Source organism: Pectobacterium actinidiae (assembly GCF_000803315.1).
In the GTDB taxonomy this organism is placed as follows: Bacteria; Pseudomonadota; Gammaproteobacteria; order Enterobacterales; family Enterobacteriaceae; genus Pectobacterium; species Pectobacterium actinidiae.
The window spans coordinates 3,851,608-3,875,850 of record NZ_JRMH01000001.1 but is presented as its reverse complement, the minus strand read 5'-3'; the positions used below and the strand labels follow the sequence as shown (position 1 = coordinate 3,875,850).

At 51.5% G+C, this 24,243-nt stretch carries 21 protein-coding genes; 16 read left to right on the top strand and 5 right to left on the bottom strand.

What is annotated here, in order from left to right:
* Positions 1 to 607: 607 nt before the first annotated feature.
* The 4 genes from KKH3_RS16680 to KKH3_RS16665 all read left to right on the top strand — a co-directional run bounded on the left by KKH3_RS16680 (position 608) and on the right by KKH3_RS16665 (position 4,413).
* On the top strand, positions 608 to 2,227 hold the full coding sequence (locus tag KKH3_RS16680) for a methyl-accepting chemotaxis protein (RefSeq protein ID WP_039361605.1): 1,620 nt from the start codon (positions 608 to 610) through the stop codon (positions 2,225 to 2,227).
* A 202-nt stretch (positions 2,228 to 2,429) separates the two neighbouring features.
* Positions 2,430 to 3,266, top strand: coding sequence for an AraC family transcriptional regulator (locus tag KKH3_RS16675; protein WP_039361603.1), 837 nt, complete (start codon positions 2,430 to 2,432; stop codon positions 3,264 to 3,266).
* Positions 3,267 to 3,370: 104 nt separating this feature from the next.
* Positions 3,371 to 4,105 (top strand): AzlC family ABC transporter permease, encoded by a 735-nt coding sequence (locus KKH3_RS16670; RefSeq protein ID WP_052201357.1) that lies wholly within the window; start codon positions 3,371 to 3,373, stop codon positions 4,103 to 4,105.
* Positions 4,102 to 4,413: an AzlD domain-containing protein gene (locus KKH3_RS16665; protein ID WP_039361601.1), complete on the top strand. Its 312-nt coding sequence runs from the start codon at positions 4,102 to 4,104 to the stop codon at positions 4,411 to 4,413. The genes KKH3_RS16670 and KKH3_RS16665 overlap by 4 nt, the downstream gene beginning before the upstream one ends.
* A 241-nt stretch (positions 4,414 to 4,654) precedes the next feature.
* On the opposite strand, the gene leuD is transcribed toward KKH3_RS16665, so the two are convergent.
* From leuD to leuA, 4 genes are read right to left on the bottom strand one after another with little or no spacing between them, the layout of a single operon-like run.
* Positions 4,655 to 5,257: a 3-isopropylmalate dehydratase small subunit gene (gene leuD, locus KKH3_RS16660; RefSeq protein ID WP_039361600.1), complete on the bottom strand. Its 603-nt coding sequence runs from the start codon at positions 5,255 to 5,257 to the stop codon at positions 4,655 to 4,657.
* Positions 5,258 to 5,270: 13 nt separating this feature from the next.
* Entirely contained in the window at positions 5,271 to 6,671 is a 1,401-nt protein-coding gene (leuC, locus tag KKH3_RS16655; RefSeq protein WP_039361598.1) for a 3-isopropylmalate dehydratase large subunit, read from the bottom strand.
* A 1-nt stretch (position 6,672) separates the two neighbouring features.
* Positions 6,673 to 7,764, bottom strand: coding sequence for a 3-isopropylmalate dehydrogenase (gene leuB / locus KKH3_RS16650; RefSeq protein ID WP_039361596.1), 1,092 nt, complete (start codon positions 7,762 to 7,764; stop codon positions 6,673 to 6,675).
* The gene (gene leuA, locus KKH3_RS16645; RefSeq protein WP_039361594.1) at positions 7,764 to 9,362 is read right to left on the bottom strand and encodes a 2-isopropylmalate synthase; all 1,599 of its coding nucleotides are present in this window, start codon (positions 9,360 to 9,362) and stop codon (positions 7,764 to 7,766) included. Before leuA ends, leuB begins: the two co-directional genes overlap by 1 nt.
* Positions 9,363 to 9,772: 410 nt before the next feature.
* Between leuA and KKH3_RS16640 the strand changes: the two genes are divergently transcribed.
* The 4 genes from KKH3_RS16640 (at position 9,773) to cra (ending at position 15,412) form a co-directional block, all read left to right on the top strand.
* Positions 9,773 to 11,578, top strand: a complete 1,806-nt coding sequence (locus KKH3_RS16640; protein WP_039362554.1) for an AMP-dependent synthetase/ligase — start codon at positions 9,773 to 9,775, stop codon at positions 11,576 to 11,578.
* Between the two features lie 349 nt (positions 11,579 to 11,927).
* Complete coding sequence (gene ilvI / locus KKH3_RS16635) at positions 11,928 to 13,646, top strand: acetolactate synthase 3 large subunit (protein ID WP_039361592.1); 1,719 nt, start codon at positions 11,928 to 11,930, stop codon at positions 13,644 to 13,646.
* Between the two features lie 2 nt (positions 13,647 to 13,648).
* Positions 13,649 to 14,140: an acetolactate synthase small subunit gene (gene ilvN, locus KKH3_RS16630; RefSeq protein ID WP_010681718.1), complete on the top strand. Its 492-nt coding sequence runs from the start codon at positions 13,649 to 13,651 to the stop codon at positions 14,138 to 14,140.
* 267 nt (positions 14,141 to 14,407) lie between these two features.
* Entirely contained in the window at positions 14,408 to 15,412 is a 1,005-nt protein-coding gene (gene cra / locus KKH3_RS16625; protein WP_039361590.1) for a catabolite repressor/activator, read from the top strand.
* 84 nt (positions 15,413 to 15,496) lie between these two features.
* Here the strand turns inward: cra and KKH3_RS16620 are convergent, their stop codons facing one another.
* Positions 15,497 to 15,934: an L-alanine exporter AlaE gene (locus KKH3_RS16620; RefSeq protein ID WP_010298045.1), complete on the bottom strand. Its 438-nt coding sequence runs from the start codon at positions 15,932 to 15,934 to the stop codon at positions 15,497 to 15,499.
* Positions 15,935 to 16,238: 304 nt separating this feature from the next.
* Between KKH3_RS16620 and KKH3_RS16615 the strand changes: the two genes are divergently transcribed.
* From KKH3_RS16615 to mraY, 8 genes are all read left to right on the top strand, one after another.
* The gene (locus KKH3_RS16615) at positions 16,239 to 16,430 is read left to right on the top strand and encodes a hypothetical protein (protein ID WP_039361589.1); all 192 of its coding nucleotides are present in this window, start codon (positions 16,239 to 16,241) and stop codon (positions 16,428 to 16,430) included.
* Positions 16,431 to 16,822: 392 nt separating this feature from the next.
* A complete protein-coding gene (gene mraZ / locus KKH3_RS16610) occupies positions 16,823 to 17,281 on the top strand; it encodes a division/cell wall cluster transcriptional repressor MraZ (protein ID WP_010298042.1) in 459 nt (152 codons plus the stop codon).
* Positions 17,282 to 17,283: 2 nt separating this feature from the next.
* On the top strand, positions 17,284 to 18,228 hold the full coding sequence (gene rsmH / locus KKH3_RS16605; RefSeq protein ID WP_039361587.1) for a 16S rRNA (cytosine(1402)-N(4))-methyltransferase RsmH: 945 nt from the start codon (positions 17,284 to 17,286) through the stop codon (positions 18,226 to 18,228).
* Positions 18,225 to 18,545: a cell division protein FtsL gene (gene ftsL / locus KKH3_RS16600; protein WP_010298037.1), complete on the top strand. Its 321-nt coding sequence runs from the start codon at positions 18,225 to 18,227 to the stop codon at positions 18,543 to 18,545. The genes rsmH and ftsL overlap by 4 nt, the downstream gene beginning before the upstream one ends.
* A 23-nt stretch (positions 18,546 to 18,568) precedes the next feature.
* A complete protein-coding gene (locus KKH3_RS16595) occupies positions 18,569 to 20,332 on the top strand; it encodes a peptidoglycan glycosyltransferase FtsI (RefSeq protein ID WP_039361585.1) in 1,764 nt (587 codons plus the stop codon).
* Positions 20,319 to 21,806 (top strand): UDP-N-acetylmuramoyl-L-alanyl-D-glutamate--2,6-diaminopimelate ligase, encoded by a 1,488-nt coding sequence (gene murE, locus KKH3_RS16590; RefSeq protein WP_039361583.1) that lies wholly within the window; start codon positions 20,319 to 20,321, stop codon positions 21,804 to 21,806. The genes KKH3_RS16595 and murE overlap by 14 nt, the downstream gene beginning before the upstream one ends.
* Positions 21,803 to 23,164: a UDP-N-acetylmuramoyl-tripeptide--D-alanyl-D-alanine ligase gene (gene murF / locus KKH3_RS16585; RefSeq protein ID WP_039361582.1), complete on the top strand. Its 1,362-nt coding sequence runs from the start codon at positions 21,803 to 21,805 to the stop codon at positions 23,162 to 23,164. Before murE ends, murF begins: the two co-directional genes overlap by 4 nt.
* A complete protein-coding gene (mraY, locus tag KKH3_RS16580) occupies positions 23,158 to 24,240 on the top strand; it encodes a phospho-N-acetylmuramoyl-pentapeptide-transferase (protein WP_039361580.1) in 1,083 nt (360 codons plus the stop codon). Before murF ends, mraY begins: the two co-directional genes overlap by 7 nt.
* Positions 24,241 to 24,243 lie beyond the last annotated feature (3 nt).

Genomic DNA, 24,243 nt, shown 5'->3' with positions numbered 1-24,243 from the left:
TTATTTCACTGACCATTGAATGACGTGATGGGCCTGCGTGCGGCTTCGCAAAAGAAAATGGCAGAGCAAGACAGGAGAGAGAGCATGCCCGCAGAGACAGGCGTCTGGCATGCTGATGACGGGTTATTCCACCGGTTTTGACGGGCGACAAAGTGCAGAAGCATGAGGGCATAGGTGAACGTTAACCCGAGCGTGTCGTCGCGTGATGCTTTTATATTCCGAATGACGAAATAATAAATCAATCAGTAACGTTGAATGTGAGAGGGGGATCTTCAGGAAAACAGAGTGCATTCATTTATCACTTTGTATTCTTTCATTAATCTTACTGTAATAAAGATGACTAAAATCATTCACTAACGTAGTGTAATGGTTTTTGTTTTAAACTATTTATCTGGCGATGATTTCTTTTAAAATTATCGGTGGTGTTTTTGTGATGACGGTTCAATAGATAAAATTATTTTTTATATTCCACTTTTTTATCTTGTGTTTTAACTCACATTGTCACAATCCTTAAATATTATGTAACATGTAGCGGTATTTTATTTTTTTCTTGCTTACCTGCAATTTACTTCACAGCAATTTCTTGAATAACTCGACGGATGTAAAAATGAGCGATGTTCCTTATCAGTCAATAGCGATTTACGAAAAACCGGAACCTTGGCACGCTGCTCCCGGCGTACACAATATGAAACTGACGCCTCTTTTCGTCATTGTTTTTTCTGGTGTTTTACTGCTTTTTGCCTTAGCAGTTTCCACATCGTCCTATTTTCTTAAGCAGGCTGAACAGTCGTTAAATAGTTCGACGCTGGAATTAAATGTTCGAATGGAACTCGTTGATAGTGCTAACCATATGCGTGCCGCGCGTATGAATTTGCTCCATGCAGTGAATCATTTACGCAATGGCCTTACTGATAACTACAATGCGAGTATGAAGGCCGCAGAAGAACGCCTGTCGTTATCTCAAAAAATGTTCGATGGGTATCAAAATAGGGCGGTGCGTTCTGATGTGGAATTCGCCCGCGATAATGAATTAAAAGCGCGCTATGGCGATTATGTCGAACGCGGTATCAGACCCATGTTTGACATCGCGAAGAAGGGCAATGTTGAAGAACTCAATGCGTTTGAGTCGACGACCCTGTCTAAACTGGATGATGAGTATGATGTGCCGTTGAAGGCGTCTTATCTTTATCGGGTTGATATGGCAAAAAATATTAATGTGACGGCTGAAAGGCATTCCACTCTGGGCTATACGCTCATGACGGGTGCCTTTATTCTGGCTATCGTATTAACGGGCATGACGTTCTTATTAATTCGTCGTGTCATTATTAACCCAGTGCAGTATTGGGTGTCGCGCATACAGGCTATCGCGCACGGTGATTTAACGCGCGCGAGTGTGGATGTCGGGCGAAATGAAATCGGTATTTTAGGGAATAACATCCAGCAAATGCAGGATTCGCTCTCCGAAACGGTTGGCTCGGTACGCGACAGTGCCGAGTCTATTCACAGCAGTTCGACGAAAATCGCCGCCGGTAATACCGATTTGTCGGCACGAACGGAACAGCAGGCTGCGGCACTGGCGGAAACGGCGGCTAGCATGGAACAGCTCACGGCGGCAGTGAAGCAAAATACCGATAATGCGCACCATGCAAGCGTTGTGGCGACGGATACCTCAGCCAAGGCGGTAAACGGTGGCAGCATTGTTGAACAGGTGGTGGGCTCTATGGCGGATATCGCCAAGAGTTCAGACAAAATTTCTGAGATTATCTCGCTCATTAATGGGATTGCATTCCAGACCAATATTCTGGCGCTGAATGCGGCGGTTGAAGCAGCGAGAGCGGGCGAGCAAGGTAAAGGATTTGCGGTGGTGGCAGGAGAAGTCCGTAATCTGGCACAGCGTTCGGCTAACGCCGCAACGGAAATTGCTGCTCTGATTAAGGAGTCCGAAGCTCGAGTGACAGAAGGAACGACGCTGGCATCTGAAGCGGGTAAAGCGATGGCCGAGATTGTGGCTGAAATTAATAACGTTACCCGCATTATGAATGAAATCGCGCTGGCTTCCGATGAACAGAGCAGTGGTATCAATCAGGTGTCGTTAGCGATATCTGAAATGGATCGGGTCACGCAACAGAATGCGGCGCTGGTGCTGGAGGCGTCCTCGTCTGCGGCATCGCTGGAACAGCAGGCTGAGCGGCTGAACCTTGGCGTGTCCCGGTTTCATCTGATGTAACTTGAGTGGCAGAAAGGCGAATGTCTCATCAATGGCCAGCGGCTTTGTCGCTGGCTTTTTTTCGCGGTTTTTTCCAGCATGGGGATGTGAACCCGCTTCTGATAGAATCAGTGGAACAGGTATGCGGTTTCTGGCTATAAAGAAGTACGCCGATGTCGTTTCTGCCAGAGCAATTTTGTACAAATGAGAAGAGGGTTAACGCGTGCAGAAAAAGCCGGTAGTGCAAGAGCAAACACATTTCAGACACCTGGAGGCATTAGGTGGTCTGGATATGTTGCAGGCGCAGTACTATCAGCAGCGCTTTCCTCGCCATGTGCATGATACCTACTGCATTAGCGTGATTGAGCAGGGGGCACAGCGTTTTTATCGTTCTGGTGCCGAGCATGTCGCCCCCAAAGGAGACATTATTCTGGTGAATGCGGACGACGTGCACACGGGAAGTTCCGAGGTAGAAACGGGATGGGCCTATCGCGCCATTTATCCTCATCCCGATCTTTTTCGCTCGATTAATCAGGATCTTCAACGCTCAAAGGACTCCATTCCGTGGTTTCCCGACGCCGTTGTTCACGATCCAGGACTGGCGGATCAGTTGCTCATGACGTTCACTATGCTGTCTCAGCCGGGCAATCTGTTATTGAAAGAAACGCTGCTATTGTCGTCATTAACCTGGCTGACGATGCGCTATAGCAAGACGCGCCTGACGCCACAGATGTTGCCCGTTGCGACCCAAAATATCCTGAACGCGAAAGCCTTTATGGACAGCTACCCCGAAAGAGAACTTGCTCTCGTTGAATTGGCTGCGCTGGCTGAACTTAGTGTGTGGCACTTCTTACGACAGTTTAAAGCGGTGGTGGGGATTACGCCCCACGCCTACTTGATTCAGGCGCGTCTGCGCAAGGCTAAAGCCCTGTTGCGTAAAGGCAATGCTATCCTCGATGTTTCTGTGCTGTGCGGTTTTACCGACCAAAGCCACTTCCATCGCCATTTCAAAAACTCTCTGGGGTTGACGCCGGGCGAGTTTGCTAAAGGTAATCTGTAGTTATACTCGGCCCCTATTCTGGGTACAGCAAGTTTATCCAATACTCTTAAAAGACGGTTTGTTAGTTTTCCGCTATCGATTTATTTATGGTAGTACACTGTTATATGGAAAACACCGTAGCCTCTTCATCGTCGGTATCAAAAAATACGATGAGTCCGCGAAAGCATTTTATGACTGGCGTGGTTGAAATGCTGCCGCTCTGTTTATCCGTGGTGCCCTGGGGGATTCTGGCCGGCTCTATGGCTATCCAATCGGGATTATCTGTCGGGCAAAGTATTGGGATGTCCGCAATTATTTTTGCGGGGGCTGCGCAATTAGTTTCGCTAGGATTACTCATGTCTGGGGCGAATGTCGCGACACTATTAATTTCTGTCTTTTTTATCACCGCACAGCACCTGATATATGGCCTGACGCTACGAGAATATGTTTCAACGTTGAAGTTAAGACAACGACTTCCTATCGGATATCTATTATCCGATGAGCTGTTTGCGCTCAGTGAGAAGAAAGACAGAAAGAATAATGTCAGTGCCAGTTATTTAATCGGTGCGGGTTTCACCTTTTATATTTTTTGGAATATCTTTAGCATTATGGGTGTGGTTATGGCCTCTTCCGTACCTGACTTAGATAAGTATCATCTTGATTATTCTATTGTTGCGACATTCATCACCATCGTTGTACCGATGATAAAGAAAATCAGCACCTTCTCTGGTGTCCTATTCTCTTTACTGCTGTCGATGTTATTGACCTATTTCAAAATAGAAGGTGCGATCGCAATTGCCGGTGTCGGCGGCATGTTTTTCTCTGTGTTTATCGCGACTGTACTTAAGGAAGAAAAATGAGCTGGTTATTAATATTCGCTCTGGCAGGGATCGTGTTTTTTAATCGCTATATCTTTCTTGAACCCGCGGTGCCGGTAAAACTCCCGGGTTTACTCCATCGTGCATTAAAGTATTCGGCACCTTGTTTACTCACCGCGATTTGTGGGCCGATTATTCTGATGGAGCACGGCGTTATTCGCGGATTTCCAGATAACCCGTACTTCCTCGGCGCTATTGTGAGCGTTGTGATTTCCTTCTTTATCAGAAATATTGTGGTCGCGGTGCTCTTGAGTATGTTGGCTTTTTATCTGATTGCCGCACTATTGTAATCCGCCCATTCTTCCAAAAGAAAAGCCCGCAAGACATTGTGCGGGCTTTGGTTATTGATAAACCTATTTGCCGAACGAAAACGGCAGTAACGGAATAGAAGAGTAAAGCGTTTGCGCCATGGATGGCGCAATCCGAGCGCACAGGGATGTGTTTACAGCGTCTTTACGATCTATCCGTTACTGCCGCTCTATGGACTTTGCCAGCCCTGAAGCGGACTTCAGGGCTATTTGTACTCTCAAATCAGTTTAGAAAGGCTGGCTGATTCTTTTCATACTCGGTGATAGACGCTTCGTGTTGCAGCGTCAGGCCGATGCTGTCTAACCCGTTGATCATGCAGTGACGGCGGAAGCTGTCGATTTCGAACGGATAGCTTTTGCTGCCTGCCTGAACGACCTGATTTTCCAGATCGACCGTGAAGGTAATCCCTTCCTGACCATCAACCAGCTTGAACAGCTCGTCCACTTCCTCATCGCTCAACTTTACCGGCAGCAGCTGGTTGTTAAACGAGTTGCCGTAGAAAATATCGGCGAAGCTTGGGGCGATAACGACTTTGAAGCCGTAATCGGTCAGTGCCCACGGTGCGTGCTCACGGGAAGAGCCACAGCCGAAGTTTTCCCGCGCCAGCAGAATGCTTGCCCCTTTGTAATGCGACTGGTTCAGCACAAACTCAGGGTTAGGCTGTTGGCCCGCATCGTCCAGAAAACGCCAGTCGTGGAACAGATGCTGGCCGAAACCGGTACGCGTCACTTTTTGCAGAAACTGCTTGGGAATGATGGCATCGGTATCGACGTTAGCGGCATCCAGAGGAACCACCAGACCTGTGTGTTGGGTAAATTTAGCCATGTCGGTTTCTCTCTTAATTCAACTCGCGGACGTCGGCAAAGCGACCCGTCACTGCGGCAGCCGCAGCCATTGCCGGGCTGACCAGATGGGTGCGGCCAGCGCGACCCTGACGGCCTTCAAAGTTACGGTTGCTGGTTGATGCACAACGCTCGCCGGGGTTCAGACGGTCATTGTTCATTGCCAGACACATAGAACAGCCCGGTAAGCGCCACTCAAATCCCGCCTCAATGAACACTTTATCCAGCCCTTCCAGCTCCGCCATGGTTTTTACCGGGCCGGAGCCAGGTACGACGATAGCCTGAACGCCAGCGGCAACTTTGCGCCCTTTGGCGATTTCTGCTGCTGCGCGTAAATCTTCAATGCGCGAGTTGGTGCAGGAACCAATGAAGACTTTATCGATCTTCACGTCGGTCAGTTTAATACCGGGTTGCAGATCCATATAGGCCAGCGCTTTGGCAGCGGAGGCGCGTTCTACCGGATCGCTGAAAGAGTCAGGGCTCGGGATTTCCTGATTGACGGCGATAACCTGACCGGGATTGGTGCCCCAGGTAACCTGTGGCGCGATCTGAGCGGCATCCAGCGTGACGATCGTATCGAACTGCGCGTCATCATCCGATTTCAATGTGCTCCAGTACGCAACGGCGGCGTCCCAGTTGGCGTCTTTCGGCGCAAACTGACGGCCTTTCAGGTAATTGAACGTGGTTTCATCCGGCGCAACCAGACCCGCCTTTGCTCCCATCTCAATTGCCATGTTGCACAGCGTCATACGACCTTCCATGCTCAGCGCACGAATGGCTTTACCACAGAATTCAACGACATGACCGGTGCCGCCTGCGCTACCGGTTTTACCGATAATCGCCAGCACGATGTCTTTCGCGGTGATGCCATGAGCGGCATCGCCTGTGACTTCAATTTTCATGGTCTTGGCGCGACCCTGCTTCAGGGTTTGCGTTGCCAGCACATGTTCTACTTCCGACGTACCGATACCGAAGGCCAGTGAGCCAAACGCGCCGTGCGTTGCCGTGTGGGAGTCACCGCAGACGATGGTCATACCCGGCAGCGTCATCCCTTGCTCAGGGCCGATAACGTGAACGATGCCCTGATACGGGTGGTTCAGGTCATACAGTTGAACGCCGAATTCCGCACAGTTTTTGATTAATTCCTGCATCTGAATGCGGGCCATCTCGCCACTGGCGTTGATGTCTTTGGTCTGCGTGGACACGTTGTGGTCCATGGTCGCGAAGGTTTTCCCCGGTTGACGAACCTTACGGCCCATCGCACGCAGGCCGTCGAAAGCCTGTGGGGACGTCACTTCGTGTACCAGATGTCTGTCGATATACAGCAGCGGCGTTTCGTTCGGCGCTTCATGAACCACGTGTGCGTCGAACAATTTTTGATATAACGTCTTACCCATGTTATGCCCCTTGCGCCACAAAACGCGCAATCACGTCGCCCATTTCATTGGTACCGATCGCGTTGCTGGCGCTTGCCAGATCGGCGGTACGGTAGCCTTCAGCCAGTGCGGTATTGACCGCTTTTTCGATCGCGTCTGCGGCATCGTCAGCACCCAGGCTGTAGCGCAGCAGCAGCGCCAGCGACAGAATCTGCGCAATCGGGTTGGCAATGTCTTTACCGGCGATATCGGGTGCGGAACCGCCAGCAGGCTCGTACAGGCCAAAGCCTTGCTCATTCAGGCTGGCAGAAGGCAGCATGCCCATTGAACCGGTAATCATGGCGCATTCGTCGGACAGAATGTCGCCGAACAGGTTAGAACACAGCATCACGTCAAACTGAGACGGATCTTTAATTAACTGCATCGTTGCGTTATCGATATACAGGTGAGACAGCTTCACATCGGGATAGTGTTGTGCGACTTCGTTGACGATCTCGCGCCACAGAATCGAGCTTTGCAGTACGTTGGCTTTATCGATGGAGGTTACGATGCTGCGACGCTTGCGAGCGGATTCAAAGGCGATATGCGCGATACGCTCAATCTCGAAACGATGATAAACCTCAGTATCGAAAGCGCGCTCATACTGACCGCTACCTTCACGCCCTTTAGGCTGGCCGAAGTAGATCCCACCGGTCAGTTCGCGGACGCACAGGATATCAAAGCCTTTGGCGGCGATGTCGCTACGCAGCGGACAAAACGCTTCCAGCCCCTGATACAGACGAGCAGGACGCAGGTTGCTGAACAGTTTGAAGTGTTTACGCAGAGGCAATAACGCACCGCGCTCCGGCTGTTCTGCCGGTGGCAGGTGTTCCCATTTCGGGCCGCCCACGGAACCGAACAGAATCGCATCGGCCTGCTCACAGCCCGCGACGGTCGCCTGTGGCAGCGGCGTGCCCTGACGGTCAATGGCGATACCGCCAACGTCATACTCGCTGGTGGTAATGCGGATGCCAAAACGCTGACGTACCGCATCCAGTACTTTATGGGCCTGTGCCATTACTTCTGGGCCAATGCCGTCTCCGGGTAAAACGGCGATATGGTAGCTCTTTGTCATCACACTGTTTCCTGACTGTTTTGTTGTTTGCTATCGTTTTGTTGTTGGCTATTGTGCTGTTGCAGACGTTGAATTTCTTTTTCTACCTGCTGAGCACGCTTGATGTTGTTTAATACATTTACCATTGCCTGCGCGGAAGATTCAACGATATCCGTCGCCAGACCGACACCGTGGAAACGACGCCCTTGATAATCCGCGACAATATCAACCTGACCCAGCGCATCACGGCCTTGACCTTTGGCGGTCAGTTGATATTTAACCAGCGAAACCTGATAACCCGTAATGCGGTTGATCGCCTGATAGACGGCATCCACCGGGCCATTACCCGTCGCGGCTTCTGACTGGGTTTCTTCGCCGCAAATCAGTTTGACAGAGGCGGTTGCCATCACGCTGGAACCAGACTGAACGCTGAAATAATCCAGATGGTAGAACTCAGGTTCTTCCTGCTGACGGTTGATAAAGGCCAGCGCTTCCAGGTCGTAATCAAAAACCTGACCTTTCTTATCCGCCAGTTTCAGGAAGGCAGAGTACAAATCGTCCAGATTGTAGTCGCTGTCCTGATAGCCCATCTCTTCCATGCGGTGTTTCACCGCCGCGCGACCAGAACGGGAAGTCAGGTTCAACTGGACTTCTTTCAGGCCGATGGATTCCGGCGTCATGATTTCGTAGTTTTCACGGTTCTTCAGCACGCCATCCTGGTGAATACCAGAGGAGTGAGCGAAGGCGTTGGCACCCACAACCGCTTTGTTGGCAGGGATGGGCATATTGCAAATCTGGCTGACCAGTTGGCTGGTACGGTAGATTTCCTGATGATTGATGTTGGTGTGTACATTCAGGATGTTATGGCGGGTTTTGATCGCCATGATGACTTCTTCCAGTGAACAGTTACCCGCACGCTCGCCGATACCGTTCAATGTGCCTTCTACCTGACGAGCGCCTGCATACACCGCGGCCATGGCGTTGCCGACGGCCAAGCCCAGATCGTCGTGAGTGTGAACAGAAATGATGGCTTTATCGATGTTGGGAACGTGTTGGTACAAAGACGCGATGATATTGCCGAATTCATGCGGCATGGTGTAGCCAACGGTGTCTGGGATATTGATGGTGCGAGCACCGGCGTTGATGGCGGCTTCAACCACGCGACACAGGTCTGGGATTGGCGTACGGCCCGCATCTTCGCAGGAAAATTCAACGTCGTCTGTGTAGTTACGCGCGCGTTTGATCATGTAAATGGCGCGTTCGATCACTTCGTCCAGCGTGCTGCGCAGCTTGGTGGCGATATGCATCGGCGACGTAGCGATGAAGGTGTGGATACGGAAAGCTTCTGCGACACGCAGGGCTTCAGCGGCGACATCGATGTCTTTTTCAACACAGCGGGTCAGGCCACACACACGGCTATTTTTGATGTTGCGGGCAATCGTCTGAACGGATTCAAAGTCGCCGGGAGAGGACACTGGGAAGCCGACCTCCATGACATCAACGCCCATACGCTCCAGGGCAAAGGCAATTTGCAGCTTTTCTTTTACACTCAGACTCGCCTGTAAAGCCTGCTCACCATCGCGTAATGTGGTATCAAAAATAATGACTTGCTCGCTCATCGGTTTAGTTCCTTGTCGTGTCTACTTGTACTTAGCGCTCGGCGAGTAAAAAAAAACCCGCGCATCGGCGCGGGTTTTTGTATCGTGTGGCGAGAAACTTAGTTCTGAACTCTGCCCACAAACCTACCGCGCAAGAAGGATGCGTTTAGTAGTAGGCCTAGTAGGACAGTAAAGTTGAACATGGTGTCTCGTCATCTAAAATTCGGTGTTCCTTTATTGGTACGCGATTATCAGGGTTATGTCAACTTTTGATTGGTGTGACATGCGTCAAGTAAACCAGCGATAGCCTGCGCCGAATGAACGAAAGATCGTTGCGGTTTTGAACAATGGCGGTAGACTGCACGCCAAATAATGTACAGCTGTACGCTGAAATGCTGTCAAATTCTTCCCCCTTAGAAATTCTTTTACAGATGAATAATCATTTACAGCCATACCATGTGGTGCACCGGGTCCAAGATCAAATCAATCACTGCGCAGGTCGTATTACGTTGCGCGAGTGGAAGCCTGCGGGCGAACAGCAGCTCACCTGGACACAGGCCGGGCAGCGTATTCAGCGCATTGCCAGCGCGCTCTTAGCGCTGGGGCTGGATGTGCAGGAACGGGTTGCGATTTTCTCTCATAATTCAATGAACTGGTCGCTGGCCGATCTGGCGCTGCTGCATCTGCGGGCGATCACTGTGCCAATCTATGCCACGAATACGGCGGCGCAAGCGGCATTCATTATCAATGATGCGGACATCCGTACGATATTCGTTGGCGGTCAGGAACAGTTGGATGCGCTGTTGGCGCTGCGCGACATGTGTCCGCAACTGCGAAACATCATCGTGATGGATGAGGGCGTTAACCTGCGTGGTAGTGACATCGCGCAATCCCTGCATGAGTTTGAAGCGCAGGCGGTAGACGATTTCTGGCGTGATGAATGGCAAACGCGTATCGACAGCCGCGATCTCAACGATCTGTTTACGCTGATTTATACCTCTGGTACGACGGGTGAACCGAAAGGCGTCATGCTGGATTACACCAACATGGCGATGCAGCTTAAGCTGCACGACGATCGTCTGGATATGTCAGAAAATGACGTATCGCTCTGTTTCTTGCCGCTTTCTCACGTTTTTGAGCGCGCATGGAGTTTTGTCATTATGCACCGTGGCGCGCAGAACGTGTATCTCAGCGATACGAATCTGGTGCGTGCAGCGATGCTGGCGGTGAAGCCTACCGTGATGTGCGCCGTGCCGCGTTTTTATGAGAAAGTTTACAGCGCGATCCATGAAAAAGTGGCGCAGGCCCCGTGGTATCGTCAGCGCCTATTTAACTGGGCCATTGCGCAGGGGCAACATGCTTTTCTGGCAAGCCAGGCAGCGAAGAAGGGCGGTCTGTTCCGCCGCGTGATGCACCGCTATGCAGACCGACTGGTGTTAGGGAAACTGCGCCAACTGCTAGGGGGCGAGATTCGCTTTATGCCAGCAGCGGGCGCGCGACTGGATGACAACATCATTCTGTTTTTCCGGTCGATCGGGATTCGCATCATCTATGGCTACGGTATGACTGAAACCTGTGCGACGGTTTCCTGCTGGGAAGAAGGCCGCTTCCGCTTAGGCTCTATTGGTACGCCGCTGCCGGGCATTGAGGTCCGCATTGGCGAGGAAAAAGAGATTCAGGTACGTGGCGCAACCATCATGCGGGGGTATTTCCATCGTCCGCAGGAAACCGCAGAGACCTTTACTGAAGACGGCTGGCTGAAAACTGGCGATGCGGGTGAACTGGATGCTAACGGTAACCTGTTTATTACCGAGCGGTTGAAAGATCTGATGAAAACCTCGGGTGGTAAATATATCGCACCGCAGCATCTGGAAGGCACGCTGGGGCAGGATCGCTTCATCGAGCAGGTTGCGATTATTGCTGACACGCGTAAGTACGTGTCTGCGCTGATTGTTCCCTGCTTCGAGGCGCTGGAAGAATACGCTCACTCTATCAACCTGAAGTATCACGATCGTCTGGAGTTGCTGCGTCACAGCCATATTATTGAGCTGTTCGAACAGCGCCTGCGGGAGATGCAGAAGGAGCTTTCCCGCGTTGAGCAGGTGAAGAAATTCACGCTACTGCCTGTGCCGTTTTCGATGGCGGAAGGGGAACTGACGCCAACGCTCAAACTGCGTAGAAAGATCATCAACCAGCGTTATCAGTTGGAAATTGATGCGATGTACGCAGAGTCTTGATGCTGTCGTAGGCCGAGAAGCGCGTTTCCTGATAAGAAATGTGGTTTTCGGCCTCAATATTTCACTCTGTAATTTATGGCCTTTATGGACGATCTCTCAGGTCTGATGGTTCCCTGTTAGTATTTTATCTCAGATCCTTTTTCCCTCGCCTTCGATTTCTCCAATGCCTGATTACGGGCGGTGGTTTTTTGCCGTTTGTCTGCGTCATAATCTGGCGTTATGTTAATGGGTTATTAGCAATCCCTATAATATTTCGTAAAATTAACAGTATTAACACAACGCAAGCGCGGGGATTTTCCCCGGTCAATACAGAAGCGGATTCCGCTTTCTGAACAAAAGAGGCAGACCCATGGAGATGTTGTCAGGCGCCGAAATGGTGGTCCGATCGTTGATCGATCAGGGCGTAAAACATGTGTTCGGTTATCCGGGCGGTGCGGTGCTGGATATTTACGACGCCCTGCATACGGTTGGCGGTATTGAGCATATTTTGGTGCGGCATGAGCAAGGTGCGGTACATATGGCTGATGGCTATGCGCGTGCGACGGGTGAAGTCGGCGTCGTGCTGGTCACGTCTGGTCCCGGTGCGACCAACGCCATTACTGGTATCGCTACTGCGTATATGGACTCCATTCCTATGGTGGTGTTGTCCGGTCAGGTTGCCACTTCGCTGATTGGCTATGATTCCTTTCAGGAGTGCGACACGGTGGGGATTTCCCGGCCTATCGTTAAGCACAGTTTTCTGGTCAAGAAAGCGGAAGATGTCCCGACAATCCTGAAAAAAGCGTTTTATCTGGCATCAACCGGCCGTCCCGGGCCTGTGGTGGTCGATCTGCCGAAAGACGTCATGAACCCGGCGAATAAGCTGCCGTACGTTTATCCCGAAAGTGTCAGTATGCGTTCTTATAACCCAACGGTTCAAGGGCACAAAGGGCAGATTCGTCGCGCGCTGCAAACCCTGTTGGCGGCAAAAAAACCGATTATCTACAGCGGCGGTGGGGTGATTAACGCGGAGTGCCACGAAGAACTGCTGACGCTGGCGGAAAAACTTAACCTGCCAGTCACAACGTCTCTGATGGGGTTGGGCGGTTTTCCCGGAACGCACCGCCAATGCCTTGGCATGTTGGGGATGCACGGGACGTATGAAGCCAACATGGCAATGCATCACGCTGATGTGATTTTCGCCGTAGGGGTGCGCTTTGACGACCGTACGACGAACAATCTGGCGAAGTACTGTCCGAATGCGACGGTATTGCATATTGATATCGATCCCGCGTCGATTTCCAAAACGGTAAATGCCGATATCCCTATCGTTGGCGATGCTAAACAGGTGCTAAGCCTGATGCTGGAGCTACTGGAACAAGACGGCGCACCGCAGCAGTTTGATGCGTTGCGCGACTGGTGGCAGGGTATCGAGCAGTGGCGTGGGCGTCACTGCCTGAAATACAGCACCGAAAGCGACAAGATTAAACCGCAGGCGGTGATTGAAACGCTGCACCGACTGACGGAAGGCAAAGCCTATGTGGCATCGGACGTCGGCCAGCACCAGATGTTTGCCGCGCTGTATTATCCGTTTGATTTACCGCGCCGCTGGGTGAACTCCGGTGGGTTGGGTACGATGGGCTTTGGCTTGCCTGCGGCATTGGGTATCAAGCTCGCGTTGCCGGAAGAAACGGTCATTTGCGTCACGGGCGACGGCAGTATTCAGATGAATATTCAGGAGCTTTCTACGGCGCTGCAATATGATTTGCCCGTTGTAGTGATTAACCTGAACAACCGTTTCCTTGGCATGGTGAAGCAGTGGCAAGACATGATCTACTCTGGCCGCCATTCCAGTTCTTATATGGAATCGCTACCGGATTTCGTCAAGCTGGCTGAAGCGTACGGTCACGTCGGGATTTCTATCGATACGCCGGACGAACTGGAAAGTAAGCTGTTGCAAGCGCTGGCGCAGAAAGATCGTCTGGTGTTTGTTGATATTAACATCGACAGCAGCGAGCATGTTTATCCCATGCAGATTCGCGGCGGGGCGATGGACGAAATGTGGTTGAGCAAAACGGAGAGGACCTGATCATGCGGCGGATTTTATCAGTATTACTTGAGAATGAATCAGGCGCCTTGTCACGTGTCGTCGGCCTGTTTTCACAGCGCGGCTACAACATCGAAAGCCTGACGGTCGCGCCAACCGAAGATCCAACGCTATCTCGTATGACTATCCAGACGGTAGGCGACGAGAAAGTGCTGGAGCAGATCGAAAAACAACTGCACAAGCTGGTGGATGTCCTGCGCGTCAGTGAACTGGGTCAGGGAGCGCATGTTGAGCGTGAGATCATGCTGGTGAAGCTACAGGCTACAGGCTATGGTCGTGAAGAGGTGAAACGCTGCGCCGATATTTTCCGCGGTCAGATCGTGGATGTCACCGCCTCGCTTTATACCGTACAGCTTGCTGGCACCAGTGATAAGCTGGATGCATTCCTCAGTGCCGTGCGTGAAGTGTCCGAAATTGTTGAAGTGGCGCGCTCTGGTATTGTCGGCGTATCGCGCGGCGATAAAATCATGCGTTAATCGACTTTTCGCTGCTTTTTCTTTTGAGAGGCCCGATAATAGTATCGGGCCTTTTTATTTCCCTTATCTTATATAGACGCAATATATTCAGCTTAAAAGACGTCCATTATTGACATGGCAGCTTGAAATATGTGGGTAACGTGATAAAAGCAGTTGCCGTACAAAAGCTTCTGCTGTTAGATCTACGCCATATCCATGATGATTTTATGGTCATCACATTATTTATTGAGCCGGCCTACTTATTTTCCGGCCTACTAAGGGGTTACCGTGAAACTGGATGAAATCGCGCGTCTTGCGGGTGTTTCACGCACGACAGCCAGCTATGTCATTAACGGGAAAGCGAAACAATATCGCGTCAGCGATAAGACCGTTGAGAAAGTTATGGCTGTCGTCAGGGAGCACAATTATCATCCCAACGCCGTCGCGGCTGGATTACGTGCCGGGCGCACGCGTTCAATTGGTTTGGTTATTCCCGATTTGGAAAATACCAGCTATACGCGCATCGCTAATTATCTGGAGCGTCAGGCCAGACAGCGCGGCTACCAGCTATTAATTGCGTGTTCCGAAGATCAACCGGACAACGAGATGCGGTGTATTGAGCATCTGTTACAGCGCCAGGTTGATGCGATTATCGTTTCTACCGCATTACCGCCGGAGCACCCGTTTTATCAACGTTGGATCAATGGCAGTCTGCCGATTATTGCGTTAGACAGGGCGTTAGATCGTGAGCATTTCACCAGCGTGGTTGGAGCCGATCTTGAAGATGCTGAAATGCTGGCGCAGGAATTAAGGAAAGTGCCGGCGAAATCGGTACTGTATCTTGGTGCCCTCCCTGAGCTTTCCGTCAGTTTCCTGCGTGAGCAGGGGTTCCGGCAGGCGTGGGCGAGCGATCCGCGTGAAGTGAAATATCTTTATTCCAATAGCTATGAGCGTGTAGCCGCTGCCGCCGCGTTTATGGATTATTTGAAAAATAACCCTATGCCCGAAGCGTTATTCACCACTTCATTCCCGCTATTGCAGGGAGTGATGGACGTCAATCTGAAGATTAACGGGCGTTTGCCGAATAATCTGGCTATCGCGACCTTTGGGGACAATGAGCTGTTGGATTATCTGGAATGCCCAGTATTGTCTGTCGCTCAGCGCCATCGTGAAGTCGCTGAGCGCGTACTGGAGCTGGTGCTGGCCAGTCTGGATGAACCGAAAAGGCCGAAGCCTGGTTTGAATCGTATCCGACGTAATCTGTACCGTCGTGGTTCACTGAGCCGCGTGTAATCTCTGTCTGCATTTCTGCGCCATAGTGACTATGGCGCTTCTTCTTTGCTCAATCTCAATTCACTACTTCATTTCCATTCGCTTTTATGGCAATGCGACCCGGAATAGCCGACGGCAATATTCCAGAAAATAGCCGTATATCACGCCTGTTACCATCGACACCACCAGATTACTGGTGACTGCGGTCAGGATTTGCGCAGGATTCGCTCCGATAGACCAGAGAATAATGGCGTAAACAGGAGATTGGAAACTGACATAGGCAAACAGATCGGCAACGCTGCGCACCAGAAAATGATCGCCACCGTGACGTCTGGCCATATTCAGCACGCGATCGCGATACAGTCCGTACGGCCAGGCAATGGCAATATTGACGGGAATAGACAACAAACGTGAAGACAGCGATTGCTCGACGCTCATACCGGAAAGCATGATTTCTATCGCCATGCCAGTGATGAAACAATAGACAACGAGCGCAAAGGTATCTGCGGTGGCACTTCGCAATCGTGACGTCGGGGAAAACATTCCTGGTTGCTCCATTCTTAGGGCGGATAAACTGGTGTAATGGTTTTGTGTGGTTTTTTGTTGTGCCTTATTTGATTTGCGTAGTTTACATCACTGATTGATTGGCTTTGTACTAGCTAAAAATATTTATTTTTGAACGTTTTTTATACTTTCCCGCTACTTTATGTCTGTCCGGTAACTTTCCCGTTTTTTTATCGCGACGAGAGATTTAAAATTATTTAAAAACAATTGATTATGATCTTTTGGGAAAGAGGACTTTCTGCGAGGGAAGGAATTGCGTTAAAGCATTAAAGGAAGTGAGTAGATGACCGATAAGACAGGGTTGCTTGTGGTGCCCCATTTTAATACGTCTTTGAGGGCGGGTACGCTCAATTTATTTGGTCCGTTTCCTGAGCCTGCTTTTCTTTTCAGGAAACCGTATTCGCCGGCAGAGGGCATAATTAACGTAAATCGGCTGATTAATGAAGAATCGGTGATGTTGATGTTAAAAATGTGACATTGAGCAATGGTTAACCGCTGCGGTATGATCCTGTGGGCTCGTTCAGGCCTTGGTATTCAAGGTGTTCGGCTTGGTAAGACTATTCCGAAAACCGCTGTCTTTGGTATCAGCGTGTGACAGTAAAAATAATCGATATGTCGGAATTAGTAGCTATATGTTTGCAATGTTCCCATTTCGCTATGAATTTCTCTCAAATTATCATGGTGTTAATCTTTGTTAATTCTGACTCCTTATTCCTTTTACCTCTATGACGGCCCCAATTCATTCAGGAATAATCCCAACGCGCGCCAGCTCTGGCTTGACAAGGTTTTCATACCCTCCGTACACTCTTAAAGGTGGGATTTTGTGGGGTAAAGTGGTGAAAAAGGTTATGGAGGGGTAACTCAGGTATGTTTCGTGGGGCTACGCTGGTTAACCTCGACAGTAAAGGGCGCCTTGCTGTGCCTACCCGATATCGGGAAATGCTGAACGGGGAATCGCAAGGTCAAATGGTTTGCACCATTGACCTGCATCAGCCATGCCTGCTGCTTTATCCCTTACCTGAATGGGAAATTATTGAACAAAAACTGTCGCGCTTATCGAGCATGAACCCTGCTGAACGTCGTGTTCAGCGTTTGTTATTGGGGCATGCCAGCGAGTGCCAAATGGATAGTGCAGGGCGTTTGTTGATTGCGAATACGTTAAGGCAGCATGCGGACCTCAAAAAAGAAGTGATGCTAGTCGGGCAGTTCAACAAGTTTGAACTGTGGGATGAACAGACTTGGTATCAACAGGTCAGGGATGATATTGACGCTGAACAATCGACTCAGGAACCCTTGTCTGAGCGGTTGCAGGACCTATCGCTATAGTCATGCTGGAAAATTATAAACATACCACCGTCCTGTTGGATGAGGCAGTGAATGGCCTGAACATTCGCAGCGGCGGCATATACATCGACGGCACATTTGGCCGTGGTGGTCATTCTCGTCTGATTCTTTCCCATCTGGGGCCGGAAGGACGCCTGTTAGCTATCGATCGCGATCCTCAGGCGATTGAAGCCGCCAAGGCGATTGACGATCCTCGTTTCTCTATTATTCATGGGCCGTTTTCCGCGATAGCGGAGTATGTGGCGGAACTCGGACTGACCGGGCAGATCGATGGTGTTCTGCTCGATCTTGGCGTTTCTTCTCCTCAGCTTGATGACCCTGAACGTGGGTTCTCATTTATGCGTGATGGCCCACTGGATATGCGTATGGATCCGACGCGTGGCTTGTCCGCGGCTGAATGGCTGATGAAAGCAGAAGCAGACGACATTGTCTGGGTCTTGAAAACATTCGGCGAAGAGCGTTTTGCCAAGCGTATTGCTCGCGCGATTGTAGAGCGCAATCGTCTCGATCCGATGACGCGGACAAAAGAACTCGCTGAATTGATCGCTGCCGCCAGCCCGATTAGAGAAAAGCATAAGCATCCGGCAACGCGCAGTTTTCAAGCGATACGCATTTACATCAATAGCGAACTGGAAGAGATCGAACGTGCATTAGAAGGCGCACTGAGCGTACTGGCTCCACAGGGTCGTCTGTCGGTGATCAGCTTCCACTCGTTAGAAGATCGGATTGTGAAACGGTTTATTCGCCATCAGAGCCGTGGGCCACAAGTGCCAGCGGGCTTGCCGTTAACGGAAGAGCAACTGCGTAGCCAGGGCGGACAGACGTTAAAAGCTGTCGGCAAGAAACTGATGCCTTCGGAAGCGGAAGTTGCAGAAAACCCACGTGCGCGCAGTTCGGTTCTGCGCTTCGCTGAGAGACTGCCAGCGTGATCGGTAACGAGCGGCATACGCTGGTCGGCGTCATCGGTGAGGACTTGCTGCGTAATGCAAAGCTTCCGGTGTTGCTGATGGTTGCCGTGTTGGTTTCTGCGGTCTTTGTGGTCACAACGGCGCATAAGACACGTCTGCTGACGGCAGAACGCGAACAGCTTTTGCTGGAGCGAGATGCGTTGGATATCGAATGGAGAAACCTGATCCTGGAGGAAAACTCACTCGGGGATCATAGCCGCGTAGAGCGGATCGCGACGGAAAAACTGCAAATGGGGCATGTTGATCCGTCACAGGAAAACATTGTGGTTAAGCAATGAACTAAATAGGCAACCAGCTAAGCATGAAAGCAGCCCGTACAGGAAAGTTAAAGCGCCAGGAAGATCAAGCCAGCTTTGTTAGCTGGCGTTTTGCGTTGCTTTGCGGCTGTATCCTGCTTGCGATGGTTGGCTTGATGGCTCGTGCGGCTTATCTTCAGGTCATCAATCCAGACAAGCTGGTGCGCGAGGGGGATATGCGTTCCCTACGCGTGCAGGAAGTGCCAACGGCGCGCGGCATGATAAGCGATCGTGCTGGTCGTCCTCTTGCCGTCAGCGTGCCAGTGAATGCCGTCTGGGCCGATCCGAAAGAAGTGAACGAACGTGGCGGTATTACGTTGGATACGCGCTGGAAAGCACTTTCCGATGCGCTCGATATCCCGTTGGATCAGTTAGCAACGAAGATTAATGCTAATCCTAAAGGGCGCTTCGTTTACCTGGCGCGTCAGGTGAATCCGGCTATCGGTGAATACGTCCATAAACTGAAGTTGCCGGGTATTAATCTACGGCAGGAGTCTCGCCGGTACTATCCCTCTGGACAAGTGACCTCTCACCTCATTGGCTTCACCAATATCGATGGGCAGGGTATTGAAGGGGTAGAGAAAAGTTTTGACCGCTGGCTGACCGGGCAACCCGGTGAACGTACCGTGCGTAAAGATCGGTTTGGCCGCGTGATTGAAGATATCTCCTCCGTTGACAGTCAGGCTGCACATAATCTTGCGCTCAGTATTGATGAGCGTTTGCAGGCGCTGGTGTACCGTGAACTCAACAATGCGGTTGCTTTTAACAAAGCTGAATCGGGAACGGCTGTATTGGTCGATGTAAATACAGGCGAAGTGCTGGCGATGGCGAATAGCCCGTCTTATAACCCGAATAATCTGGCCGATACGCCGAAAGAGATTATGCGTAACCGCGCCATCACCGATATCTTCGAGCCGGGTTCTACGGTGAAACCGATGGTGGTGATGACGGCGTTGCAGCGCGGTGTCGTTAAAGAAAATAGCGTGCTCAATACGCTGCCTTACTACGTTAATGGGCATGAAATCAAAGACGTGGCGCGCTACAGCGAATTGACGCTGACGGGCGTGTTGCAGAAATCGAGTAACGTCGGTGTTTCCAGACTGGCGTTAGCGATGCCTTCCTCTGCGCTGCTAGATACTTATGCGCGTTTTGGATTAGGAAAAGCGACCAATTTGGGGTTGGTCGGAGAAAGCAGTGGCTTATACCCTCAAAAACAACGGTGGTCTGACATAGAGAGGGCCACCTTTTCTTTCGGCTACGGGCTGATGGTAACACCGTTACAGTTAGCGCGAGTCTACGCCACGATTGGCAGTTTCGGTATTTACCGTCCACTGTCGATCACTAAAGTTGATCCACCGGTTCCCGGCGAGCGTGTCTTTTCTGAAGCGCTGGTGCGTTCCGTGGTGCATATGATGGAAAGTGTGGCGCTGCCTGGCGGCGGCGGTACCAAGGCGGCCATCAAAGGTTACCGTATCGCGATTAAAACCGGTACGGCCAAGAAAGTTGGCCCAGATGGCAAATACATCAACAAATATATTGCCTACACGGCGGGTGTGGCGCCAGCCAGCAACCCACGTTTTGCTCTGGTTGTCGTGATTAACGATCCGCAGGCAGGGAAATACTACGGCGGCGCGGTTTCTGCGCCAATCTTTGGCGCCATCATGGGCGGCGTTTTGCGTACGATGAATATCGAACCGGATGCGTTGCCGACGGGCGAAAAAAACGAGTTCGTAATTAATAGAGAAGAGGGATCAGGTGGCAGATCGTAATTTGCGCGATTTACTTGCGCCGTGGGTGCAAGACACTCCGGCGCGAGCGCTGCGGGAAATGACATTAGACAGCCGCGTTGCGGCTGCCGGGGATCTGTTTGTCGCGATTGTCGGGCACAAAGCAGATGGACGGCGCTATATTCCGCAGGCAATTGCGCAAGGCGTAGCAGCGATTGTTGCCGAAGCAGAAGGTGAGGCCGCTGATGGCACCGTTCGCGAAATGCACGGTGTGCCTGTGGTGTATCTCAGCAACTTGAACCAGCGGCTTTCCGCGCTGGCGGGTCATTTTTATCAGCAGCCGGCGGAAAAGTTACAGCTGATTGGCGTAACGGGAACCAACGGAAAAACGACAACGACCCAACTTCTGGCGCAGTGGAGCCAGGCACTAGGCGAAACGAGTGCGGTGATGGGTACGGTAGGCAATGGCCTATTGGGTCGGGCGATCCCGACAGAGAATACGACGGGTTCCGCTGTCGATGTTCAGCAGGTGTTAAGCCAACTGGTAGAGCAAGGTGCGACATTTGCCGCAATGGAAGTCTCCTCCCACGGGCTGGTGCAGCATCGTGTGGCGGCGTTGCCGTTTGCGGCGGCAGTGTTCACTAACCTGAGTCGCGATCATCTTGATTATCATGGCGATATGGAAAGCTATGAAGCGGCTAAATGGGCGTTGTTTGCCGAGCATCGCGTTGGTCAGATGATTATCAATGCTGATGATGAGGTTGGTCTGCGCTGGTTGGCGAAGCTGCCGGATGCGGTTGCTGTAACAATGGAAAACAAGCTGGTTCCCGGCTGCCGTGGGCGCTGGCTGAAAGCGACACAGATTGATTATCACGACAACGGTGCCACGATTGCGTTTGATTCAAGCTGGGGACACGGCGAAATTGACAGTCGCCTGATGGGGGCGTTTAACGTTAGCAATATGCTGCTGGCGCTGGCAACGTTGCTGTCTCTCGGTTATCCGCTCGACAAATTGGTCATCGCGGGATCTCAACTGCAGCCTGTATGTGGCCGCATGGAGGTTTTCCATGCTGAAGGAAAACCAACGGTCGTTGTAGATTACGCTCACACGCCAGACGCGCTGGAAAAAGCGCTTGAAGCGGCGCGTTTGCACTGTCAGGGGAAACTCTGGTGCGTGTTTGGCTGCGGCGGCGATCGCGATAAAGGTAAGCGCCCACTCATGGGCGGCATCGCAGAACAGCTGGCCGACCGCGTTGTGGTGACTGATGATAACCCGCGCAGTGAAGAGCCTCAGGCGATCGTTGCCGATATTCTCTCTGGCCTGCTGGACGCCGGACGGGTTCAGGTGATTCACGGACGTGCTGAGGCAGTGACCAGCGCCATCATGCAGGCTCAGGAAAATGACGTGGTGCTGGTTGCAGGCAAAGGTCATGAAGACTACCAACTGGTTGGTAATCAGCGTCTTGATTATTCCGATCGTATTACCGTTGCCCGCCTGCTGGAGGTGATTGCATGATTCGCGTCTCCTTGCAGCAGCTTGCCACGGTGCTGAATGCGCAGTTGATTGGTGAAAACATTGATATTGAAGATGTTTCGACCGATACACGTAAGCTGGCATCTGGCTGTTTGTTTGTCGCGCTGAAAGGCGAGAAATTTGATGCACATGACTACGCTGCTGATGCGGTGAAAGGCGGTGCGTCGGCTCTTTTAGTCAGTAAGCACTTACCTATCGATGTACCGCAATTGTTGGTGAGTGATACGCGTTTGGCGTTGGGACAATTGGGTGCCTGGGTTCGCCAGCAGTCAACGGCGCGTGTTGTCGCATTGACTGGCTCTTCCGGCAAAACGTCGGTTAAAGAGATGACGGCGTCGATTCTGCGCCAGTGCGGCTCTGTGTTGTATACCGCCGGTAACTTCAATAACGATATCGGTGTGCCGTTAACGCTGCTACGCCTGACGGCGGAACACCAGTTTGCGGTGATTGAACTCGGGGCAAATCACATTGGTGAGATTGCCTATACCACGGATTTGGTGCGGCCGGAAAGCGCACTGGTCAATAACCTGGCCGCTGCGCATCTGGAAGGGTTTGGCTCTCTGGCGGGTGTGGCGCAGGCGAAAGGTGAGATTTTTGCTGGTTTGCCAGTAGACGGTGTGGCGATTGTGAATGCGGATAGCAACGATTTCCCGCATTGGCAGGTCATGGTTAAGCATAAAACCGTGTGGCGTTTCTCGCCGCAGGCCGCTTGCGACATCGATTTTTTTGCCAGCGACGTAGACGTTTTGGCACAAGGTACGCGTTTCACGCTTCACACGCCATTCGGCGAAACGCAGGTTCTGCTGCCTTTACCCGGTCGACATAATGTGTCGAACGCACTGGCAGCGGCTTCTCTGGCGATGTCCGTCGGCGCGACGCTGGAAGCCGTTAAATCTGGATTATCTCAGCTTCAGGCGGTGCCGGGGCGGTTATTTCCGATTGCGTTGTCTGAGGGCAAGCTGCTGCTGGATGACAGCTACAACGCGAATGTGGGCTCGATGACGGCGGCGGCACAGGTATTGGCTGAAATGCCGGGCTACCGCGTGATGGTCGTTGGTGATATGGGCGAGCTAGGGGATGAAGCCCCTGAGTGCCATCGTCAAGTGGGCGAAGCGGCGCGTGCTGCGGGTATTGATCGCGTATTAAGTGTGGGAACATTGAGTGAATTGATCGGCACTGCCAGTGGCAATGGTGAGCATTTTCAGGACAAAGCTGCACTGGTTTCACGTTTGAAGGTACTGATGTCAGAACATAACGTCATCAGCGTATTGGTTAAAGGCTCACGCAGTGCTGCGATGGAGCAGGTTGTACATGCATTACAGGAGAATGCTCAATGTTAGTATGGCTGGCCGAACATTTGGCCAAACTTTATACCGGCTTTAACGTCTTTTCTTATTTGACGTTCCGCGCCATTGTCAGCCTGCTGACCGCATTGGTTATTTCCCTATGGATGGGACCACATATGATTGCCTGGTTGCAGCGTTTGCAGATCGGGCAGGTTGTGCGTAACGAAGGGCCAGAATCACATTTCAGTAAGCGCGGTACCCCGACGATGGGGGGCGTGATGATCCTGGCTGCGATCATCGTTTCCGTTTTGATGTGGGCGAATCTGTCGAACCCATATGTCTGGTGCGTACTTCTGGTGTTAGCAGGCTATGGCGCGGTCGGTTTTGTTGATGACTACCGCAAAGTGGTCCGTAAAGATACCAAGGGGCTGATTGCCCGCTGGAAATATTTTTGGCAGTCAGTGATTGCGCTCGTGGTGGCTTTCACTATGTATGCCATCGGTAAAGATACGCCAGCCACGCAGTTGGTTGTGCCGTTTTTCAAAGACGTAATGCCACAATTGGGTCTGCTCTATGTTGCGCTGGCCTACTTTGTGATTGTCGGCACCAGTAATGCCGTAAACCTGACGGATGGTCTGGATGGCTTGGCAATCATGCCGACTGTATTTGTTGCCGCTGGCTTTGCGCTGGTTGCATGGGCAACGGGCAACATGAATTTTGCCGGTTATCTGCATATTCCGTATATCCGTCATGCCAGTGAGCTGGTGATCGTCTGTACCGCGATTGTGGGCGCGGGGCTTGGATTCCTGTGGTTTAACACCTATCCGGCGCAGGTCTTCATGGGAGACGTAGGTTCTCTGGCACTGGGCGGCGCGTTGGGGACTATCGCGGTCCTGCTGCGTCAGGAGTTTTTGTTAGTGATTATGGGCGGTGTTTTCGTCGTTGAAACGCTGTCGGTGATTTTGCAAGTCGGGTCCTTTAAGTTGCGCGGGCAGCGGATCTTCCGCATGGCGCCAATTCATCATCATTATGAACTTAAGGGCTGGCCGGAACCGCGTGTGATTGTGCGCTTCTGGATTATTTCGTTGATGCTGGTGCTGATTGGCCTGGCAACGCTGAAGGTACGGTAAGAC

What these genes read in the sequence shown, in the direction of transcription:
- KKH3_RS16680 (WP_039361605.1), top strand. Translation starts at nt 608, where the DNA reads ATGAGCGATGTTCCTTATCAGTCAATAGCGATTTACGAAAAACCGGAA.
- KKH3_RS16595 (WP_039361585.1), top strand. Translation starts at nt 18,569, where the DNA reads ATGAAAGCAGCCCGTACAGGAAAGTTAAAGCGCCAGGAAGATCAAGCC.
- murF (WP_039361582.1), top strand. Translation starts at nt 21,803, where the DNA reads ATGATTCGCGTCTCCTTGCAGCAGCTTGCCACGGTGCTGAATGCGCAG.
- leuD (WP_039361600.1), bottom strand. Translation starts at nt 5,257, where the DNA reads ATGGCTAAATTTACCCAACACACAGGTCTGGTGGTTCCTCTGGATGCC.
- KKH3_RS16620 (WP_010298045.1), bottom strand. Translation starts at nt 15,934, where the DNA reads ATGTTTTCCCCGACGTCACGATTGCGAAGTGCCACCGCAGATACCTTT.
- leuB (WP_039361596.1), bottom strand. Translation starts at nt 7,764, where the DNA reads ATGACAAAGAGCTACCATATCGCCGTTTTACCCGGAGACGGCATTGGC.
- KKH3_RS16615 (WP_039361589.1), top strand. Translation starts at nt 16,239, where the DNA reads ATGACCGATAAGACAGGGTTGCTTGTGGTGCCCCATTTTAATACGTCT.
- ilvN (WP_010681718.1), top strand. Translation starts at nt 13,649, where the DNA reads ATGCGGCGGATTTTATCAGTATTACTTGAGAATGAATCAGGCGCCTTG.
- ilvI (WP_039361592.1), top strand. Translation starts at nt 11,928, where the DNA reads ATGGAGATGTTGTCAGGCGCCGAAATGGTGGTCCGATCGTTGATCGAT.
- mraZ (WP_010298042.1), top strand. Translation starts at nt 16,823, where the DNA reads ATGTTTCGTGGGGCTACGCTGGTTAACCTCGACAGTAAAGGGCGCCTT.
- leuC (WP_039361598.1), bottom strand. Translation starts at nt 6,671, where the DNA reads ATGGGTAAGACGTTATATCAAAAATTGTTCGACGCACACGTGGTTCAT.
- KKH3_RS16640 (WP_039362554.1), top strand. Translation starts at nt 9,773, where the DNA reads ATGAATAATCATTTACAGCCATACCATGTGGTGCACCGGGTCCAAGAT.
- mraY (WP_039361580.1), top strand. Translation starts at nt 23,158, where the DNA reads ATGTTAGTATGGCTGGCCGAACATTTGGCCAAACTTTATACCGGCTTT.
- KKH3_RS16665 (WP_039361601.1), top strand. Translation starts at nt 4,102, where the DNA reads ATGAGCTGGTTATTAATATTCGCTCTGGCAGGGATCGTGTTTTTTAAT.
- KKH3_RS16670 (WP_052201357.1), top strand. Translation starts at nt 3,371, where the DNA reads ATGGAAAACACCGTAGCCTCTTCATCGTCGGTATCAAAAAATACGATG.
- leuA (WP_039361594.1), bottom strand. Translation starts at nt 9,362, where the DNA reads ATGAGCGAGCAAGTCATTATTTTTGATACCACATTACGCGATGGTGAG.
- rsmH (WP_039361587.1), top strand. Translation starts at nt 17,284, where the DNA reads ATGCTGGAAAATTATAAACATACCACCGTCCTGTTGGATGAGGCAGTG.